The 253-nt window shown below is 57.3% G+C and carries 1 protein-coding gene; it reads right to left on the bottom strand.

The window, feature by feature from the left end:
- A partial coding sequence (locus KZZ04_RS20025) for a ferrochelatase (RefSeq protein WP_219424007.1) occupies window positions 1-253 on the bottom strand: 253 nt, incomplete at both ends.

Consider the following 253-nt stretch of genomic DNA (forward strand, 5'->3'; position numbering starts at 1 on the left):
GTGAAAACTCAGCAGTAAATGATCGTAATCCTGCTCCACATACGGCCGGACACTCGCGACCAAGGCGTCGAGGTATTCCGGCTGATCGTAGAACGGTTGCAGGATCGAGAACTGCACCTTGAGCTTTTTGTCGCGCACGACCCGTTTGGCCTCTTCAATCACCGTGGTTACGGTGCTGTCGGCAAACTGCGGGTACAGCGGCGCCAGGGTGACTTTCTCGATGCCCTGAGCGGCCAGGCGCGTCAACGTTGTT

It is taken from the genome of Pseudoalteromonas sp. CR1 (assembly GCF_019392235.1).
Classification (GTDB): domain Bacteria; phylum Pseudomonadota; class Gammaproteobacteria; order Enterobacterales; family Alteromonadaceae; genus Pseudoalteromonas.